Below are 5,920 nucleotides of genomic sequence, written 5' to 3'. Positions count from 1 at the left end.
ATGATTACCTGCGCTGAAGTTTTTTCTCTATTTAATTGTATCAAAAAAGAGCTGGAATTACTTCTTTCTTCGTAATTCCAGCTCTTTTGCTTTTGAGGTTCAGGTACCACTTTTTCAGTGGCCTCGCCGTTTTAGGGCTCCTTTTGTTGAGTCTGCCATTTCCGACCGGATTAACCTCAGGCAGACTTTTTTAATTTTGAATTTTTCCTAACCAAACCAATTCTGAAGATTGACTGCCCGACACTCAGGCTCTTACGACCAGCAGTATTCAGCCAAATACCACTCCTGCAAGAAATTGCTCGTTTGCTGCTATCGATGACTCCCGGCCGCTTAAGCACTTCCTGACCGCCTGACATACCTCCTTTCAATCTTCCTGTCCTGACTTGGGCCTTTTTTCTGTTCCAGGCGATCTGGTCGCCAGCCATGACAACGCATTGCCATACGTCATTCAGAAAAAGGCTTTACGCTAACGTTAAAGATATTCTCTGTATTGCTTTGAATTCCTTGGTCAAATAGTTTCATATTGTTTCTAAGTTTGTCGAAACGGAAAGGGCATCTTACTATTGACAAATAACCTGAGATATGCGCATTTGTTGTAATTGCATACACTTTAGCATAAGAAAAGAACCGTAAATATACCGCCTAAGGTAAAGTGGCCAATAAGATATGCCCTGCTCCTGCTGTTTCCGGTAAACCGCTTATGACATAATCCGGCTGTCACCATCGGACAAACACCGGCATAAAATAAACCGATAAGCTGGACAAGCCGGCCTGTCATATAAACCGGAAAGGAGATGATGGAGATGGCGGTTACTGCTACACCATTAACTTCTACGCTGGTCGTAACATGCGAGTCCGGGGTAACGCCTGCCGGTGACCCGGTGACCAGAAAGAAAAGTTTCAGCGGCGTAAGAGCCGATGCCACGATCCAAGATGCCTATGACGTGGCAACAGCCTTATTCAGCCTAGTGCAGGATCAGGTATTGGAAGTGGTCTTGAGCAGCAATTCGGAGCTGGCGGATGAATAACCGGCAGCCAAAGCGGATAGACAAGGAGGTGAGACGCAATGGCGGTTACCACAAATAAAGTCGTGCGCTTAACGTTCTTAACCAGCGGGGGCAAGACATTCGCAATCACCCTGACCAATCCGAAAACAGGCTTGACGAAGGCTGAGGCTGAAGCCGTGATGGATATACTCATCACGAAGGACGTATTCATCACTGCGAGCGGCGCTTTGGCCGCTAAACGGGATATTAAAGTTATCAATACGGAAACGGATGATCTTTACGATCCTCCGGAAGCGTAAGCGATAACCGCAGCAACCTGGGGGAAGCCCCGTTGGAAGAACCTCCGCCGACTTAGCCGGCTGGGAGGTTCTTCCTTAAAATCATGGTGTTTCGGGAGCAGGAGCCTCGGGAACCGCCTGTTCTGTCGGTGCCGTTTGTGCATTTTTTTTGATACGTTTTAACTTACGCGCCGTCTTTGCGATAAACTCACTTGTTTGATTAACAAACAGCTTGTAAGCATTAGGATCTGCTCCAGCCATCTCCCTGATCGTGCTGAACAGGTCGTCGAATCCTTTGACGATTAGATCGTAGCGGGCGTCGGCCTGTGCCATGGCATGGTTGATCTTGGCTATATCGCGCTCCCGTTCGATCTCTTTCATACGCCGGGCGGCCACACTGTCGTTCTGAAGCACTGTCAGCTCCCGCTGCAGCTGCGTTACCCTGCTCTGCTCACTCCATAATGCCTGTTCTTTAGCCTCCGCCTCTTTTTTCGCCTGATCGCGCTCCTCAGCTAAGCCGGAAACTTTGTCTTGATGGATCTTCAGTTTTTTGGCCAGCGCTGTTTTCTCTTCAAGAGCCTCGTTCCTGTCCTTGATCACCTGCTGCAGTGCGCTCACCGACATATGCTCAATATCTAGCTGCGCGATAAACTCCGCCCGTTCCTCCGCGGGGATCCCCAAAAGGGCGAATGCCTGGCTGTAACCAAGTCTGGCAAAAGGCACATTACTCACATCGGCTTCGGATAGTACGGACAGCCCCGGTCCATACTCTTCGGCGATGCGCATCAGTTTATATGCTACACGCTCTGAGTAATCAACGGCTTCCTCCAGCCATTTGCAAAATTCCCCATAAGGGATCATTTCCTTGGCTTCCATCAAAACAATTGAATATGTATTCAATTGTTTTGACTTATGTATAATCGCCAATTATATCATGACCATAAAACGCCGCTAAAAAAAGCAGGAAAAATTCCTGCTTAAAAGAGCAAGCCCGCATGAACAACGGGCTTTTAGACAATTTATGGCAAGTTAGATGAATATAGATGCCATAGTATTTCTTCCTATTTAGAGTGATAATTATTGATGCATAGAGGAGCTGGATAATTAGTTTGCTCTTAGACTCAAAAATTTCAATCCTACCTTTGACCGTTTCCAGCTCCCCTGAATTTGACATCGGACTTCGAGAGCATTAGTTATACAAAGACTGATATTAATATCTATTCAAATGTATAGGTTACAGAAAGTTTGCTTTGCTTTTAGGATCTTGGAATATTATTTAAATCAACATCCTTACTACACCCGACATTGTTATATGGATATTTTGCATCCGTTGCTCTCTCCCATCTGACGTATTTCTGGATCTCCGAAGAACTTTAGCTTCTGTTTAACGTGATGAAAGGCTTCTTACATCGACCTGATCCCCCGTGCGGTCCTTATTGTCCCGGTTGTACGGGTAGTATGAAACTTTAGCGCGTATTTTCTTCTGCCGTGATCCAACCTCGCCCCAGAGTACATAAACCTCTGTGCCAAAATCCCGATACTCCAGATCAAGCAGTGCCATTGAAATTACTGTCCGATAGTAATGACTCTGCGTACGGCTTGTTGAAAGCCCGATTTCTTTTCCGTCTTTATTGTAAACGTAGTCTGTCGATAATACCCAATTGGCAGAGCCGTTGAGCATTGATTCAGGTCCAGGGAAATCCATCGGGCTGTAGTTCTCTTCACCCGGTCGGAAGTTTGAAGCATAAACATCGATGATATCCTCGGCGTTCCATTCAAGCGTCACAATGTCACGCTTCTGATTTTTTTTGTATTCCAGTAAAGCTGCTTTCCCGCGGAAATCATGGTTCCAGTTAATACACTTGCCAAGTCCACATTCGATTGGATTGAACACCACTTTCATGGGATCGCCGCCGGCGCTGCCTTTAAAGTCAAAGCCGAATGAAGAATAGTTGAGTTCTCCTTCTCCTTCTCCTTCTCCTTCGTCTGAGCCCTGCTTAGACCACTTCTGGAACCCTTCATCCAGGAACAAAGCAGACATGAAGCTGAGATTGGCTTGGAAGTTTCCGCCTTCGCTATGATTCAATAAATAGTTGGAGAATCCAAGTTGTCGAATACCATAAGGGTTGCCGATCTCGATTAATTTCTTTTGGATTTCTTTAGAGTATTGGGCCTCCCCATGAACCTCATAGGAAAGTGTACCCGCCATGCCAAAACGGAGAATACGTACTTTATGACCATTAATCGTACTATTGCGGTAATGGCGATAGTCAATGTCCTTCAAATCTTCGCCGGTAGCTTCCTCAAGAATTGACAGGCAGTTTGGGCCCTGAAGCTGTAAAATAAAGACTTTCATTGTCATATCTATCAGTTCTGCATTGTAATCCTTAAGGCCGAATAGATAGTTGAGGTACGGAGCGTGCCACCATAACTCATATTCTTCCTCGCCGGTACGCATAATAACGCCATGTGTCGCGATAAGCCCGTTCTCGAGGCACAAAATTCCATGCTTTATAATACCGATGGGGAAATCCTCCACATTATTGACAAAGTTTTCGCTCATGAACTTTTTCGCTTCCGGGCCTCGAAGGATCGTTACCACTGAAGGATTCAAACCTGCGTGCAATGAACACGTCAAGTGCCAGGATAATGCTTCATCCCTCCAATCCGTATGCCAGACAGGCATGAGATATGGAAATACTCCCATCTTATAAAGGCCGCCTCCGGGTGTAGATAGTGCAAACGGTCCACTGCTATAACTGACATCGTGCTCTGCATCAAGTGCGGTGGTATCGATAAGGAATTAGTGGGTGGTGATCAAAACTCTTTTCTATCATATTTGCACTGTCTTCTTTTATCATATTATTGATCCTCCTTTTTACGGCATAGCTTAGTATTTTTTCTTATGAAAAAGTGAAATCGATTTATAAATCCGGATTTAGTTTTATTGTAGGTGATGCGTATTAATAATGGAAATACTATTCTTTATTTCCGGTTATGCATATATTGAATATTGAATAACCTGTAATAAAATGTTAAAAAAAAATTTTGAAATTCAAAAAAAAATCCCTATGTTTGACATCTCGTTATCTGATTGTCAATCATAGGCCTTTGTTTCTTAGACTTTTATAAATTAATACCGTTACTTTCCCACTTGTGAAAGTTGATTTAATAGTTAGAAAATTTTATTTACATTATTAATGAATAATGGTATTGCAGCATTATTGTTAGTTACCTTATAGGCAAGTGCCATATCGATAAAGAATTCACTATCGTTTATTTCAAGGAATGCTGTATTACTGATGGACATACTTTTTAAATGGTGAGGTACCACAAATATTCCATTTGTCTCTTTAATAGTAAATGAAACGGTGTCGATCTGATCAGTAAATGTGAAATGCTTTAAGCCTATGCCGTGGTTTGTTAATAATCTTTCAACACAAAATCTGTGCCACTCTTGGTCACCTAAGAAAATAAATAGTTGTTCATCAAGATCAGCTACGTCAACAGATTCCTTTGAGAAAAAGGGATGTTTGTCAGAAACTATCACAGCTAATTTTTCGCTGCGGATATCATGAAAAATTAGGCGGTCAGCATGTGGAAAGTACTCATGAAGAGTAAGACCAACGTCTATTTTATCATTTAATAAATCTTGTATAAGTTGCATTGGCTGATAGGATGATATTAAAAGTTCAATATTAGGATATTTTTCTTTGAAAAATCTCATTATTGGAGTTATATATTCATCACTGGCGTAGTATAACATCCCTACCTTGAGTTTACCTGTAAAACCGGAAGATAATAGCGTAGCCTTAGTAAGTAAATTTTCATATTGTTCAATAATTTTTTTAAATTCACTAACTACAATCATACCCATTGGAGTAAGCTCAACGCTATGTTTTGTTCGTTTAAGTAGCTGAATCCCTATATCTGTTTCAATCGCAGTTATGTGCCTGCTTAGTGCTGGTTGTGATATGAATAATTCCTCTGCGGTGTGTGAATAGTTCAGATTTTCAGCCAGTGCGATAAATTCATGCATATAGCTAATCTTCAAAATATCACCTCACAATTTTTATTCGTTCTCATTATACTGATGTATGCTTAAATGCCAAATTTACCATAATACAACGCTATAATTTTTCTTGCAATTATCATGTACTAGCCTCCTTTCAGAATTTGTGGAGTAAAATCGGCGTGTCGGGCTCATGCCGTCTGCATGAACGTCCAGTACATACCACGGTTTACCAGTACTGAGTAATAATTGGATATTATGCGGAGAGCGCTTAACAGTTTTATACTTGTCTTTTATAAAATTTTTGCATAACCAACGATAAAACGATTATTTCCATTATGATGCATTCTTTGTTAGAATGCATATACTTTAGCACAATAAAGGAGTTAAAACAAGAATTAACATTTTGAGTAATAAGGCTAATTGAAAGTCACTAGGAGCCAAAAGAAATCAATGAATAATACTGCTTCTTGTTATTTTTATTTAGTTAGGGAGGATTAGTTTGAAAGAGTTCAGACATGAGACTGCGTAAAAAGAAGGGTACACCAAAATAAGCCCACCAAATGCGGACTTTAAAAATGAATATTGAATTAAAGTATTAAGTCGTATTACGCATATCGGGT

General features: G+C 41.8%; 5 protein-coding genes. 2 read left to right on the top strand and 3 right to left on the bottom strand.

Going from position 1 to position 5,920, the window contains the following annotated elements; genetic code table 11:
* Positions 1-803 precede the first annotated feature (803 nt).
* Both OKX56_RS09895 and OKX56_RS09890 read left to right on the top strand, forming a co-directional pair.
* Positions 804-1,028, top strand: coding sequence for a DUF1659 domain-containing protein (locus tag OKX56_RS09895; protein WP_025205451.1), 225 nt, complete (start codon positions 804-806; stop codon positions 1,026-1,028).
* 38 nt (positions 1,029-1,066) lie between these two features.
* Positions 1,067-1,306, top strand: a complete 240-nt coding sequence (locus OKX56_RS09890; RefSeq protein ID WP_025205449.1) for a DUF2922 domain-containing protein — start codon at positions 1,067-1,069, stop codon at positions 1,304-1,306.
* Positions 1,307-1,387: 81 nt separating this feature from the next.
* Here OKX56_RS09890 and OKX56_RS09885 read toward each other — a convergent pair whose 3' ends face one another.
* The 3 genes from OKX56_RS09885 to OKX56_RS09875 all read right to left on the bottom strand — a co-directional run bounded on the left by OKX56_RS09885 (position 1,388) and on the right by OKX56_RS09875 (position 5,339).
* The gene (locus tag OKX56_RS09885; RefSeq protein ID WP_287896332.1) at positions 1,388-2,212 is read right to left on the bottom strand and encodes a DUF3102 domain-containing protein; all 825 of its coding nucleotides are present in this window, start codon (positions 2,210-2,212) and stop codon (positions 1,388-1,390) included.
* 457 nt (positions 2,213-2,669) lie between these two features.
* Complete coding sequence (locus OKX56_RS09880) at positions 2,670-3,992, bottom strand: hypothetical protein (RefSeq protein WP_287896330.1); 1,323 nt, start codon at positions 3,990-3,992, stop codon at positions 2,670-2,672.
* 468 nt (positions 3,993-4,460) lie between these two features.
* Complete coding sequence (locus OKX56_RS09875; RefSeq protein WP_019226672.1) at positions 4,461-5,339, bottom strand: LysR family transcriptional regulator; 879 nt, start codon at positions 5,337-5,339, stop codon at positions 4,461-4,463.
* Between the last annotated feature and the right edge of the window lie 581 nt (positions 5,340-5,920).

Origin of the sequence: Dehalobacter sp., from assembly GCF_030063005.1 — a bacterium.
Lineage (GTDB): Bacteria > Bacillota > Desulfitobacteriia > Desulfitobacteriales > Syntrophobotulaceae > Dehalobacter > Dehalobacter restrictus.
This window is presented reverse-complemented; position numbering and strand designations above follow the sequence as displayed.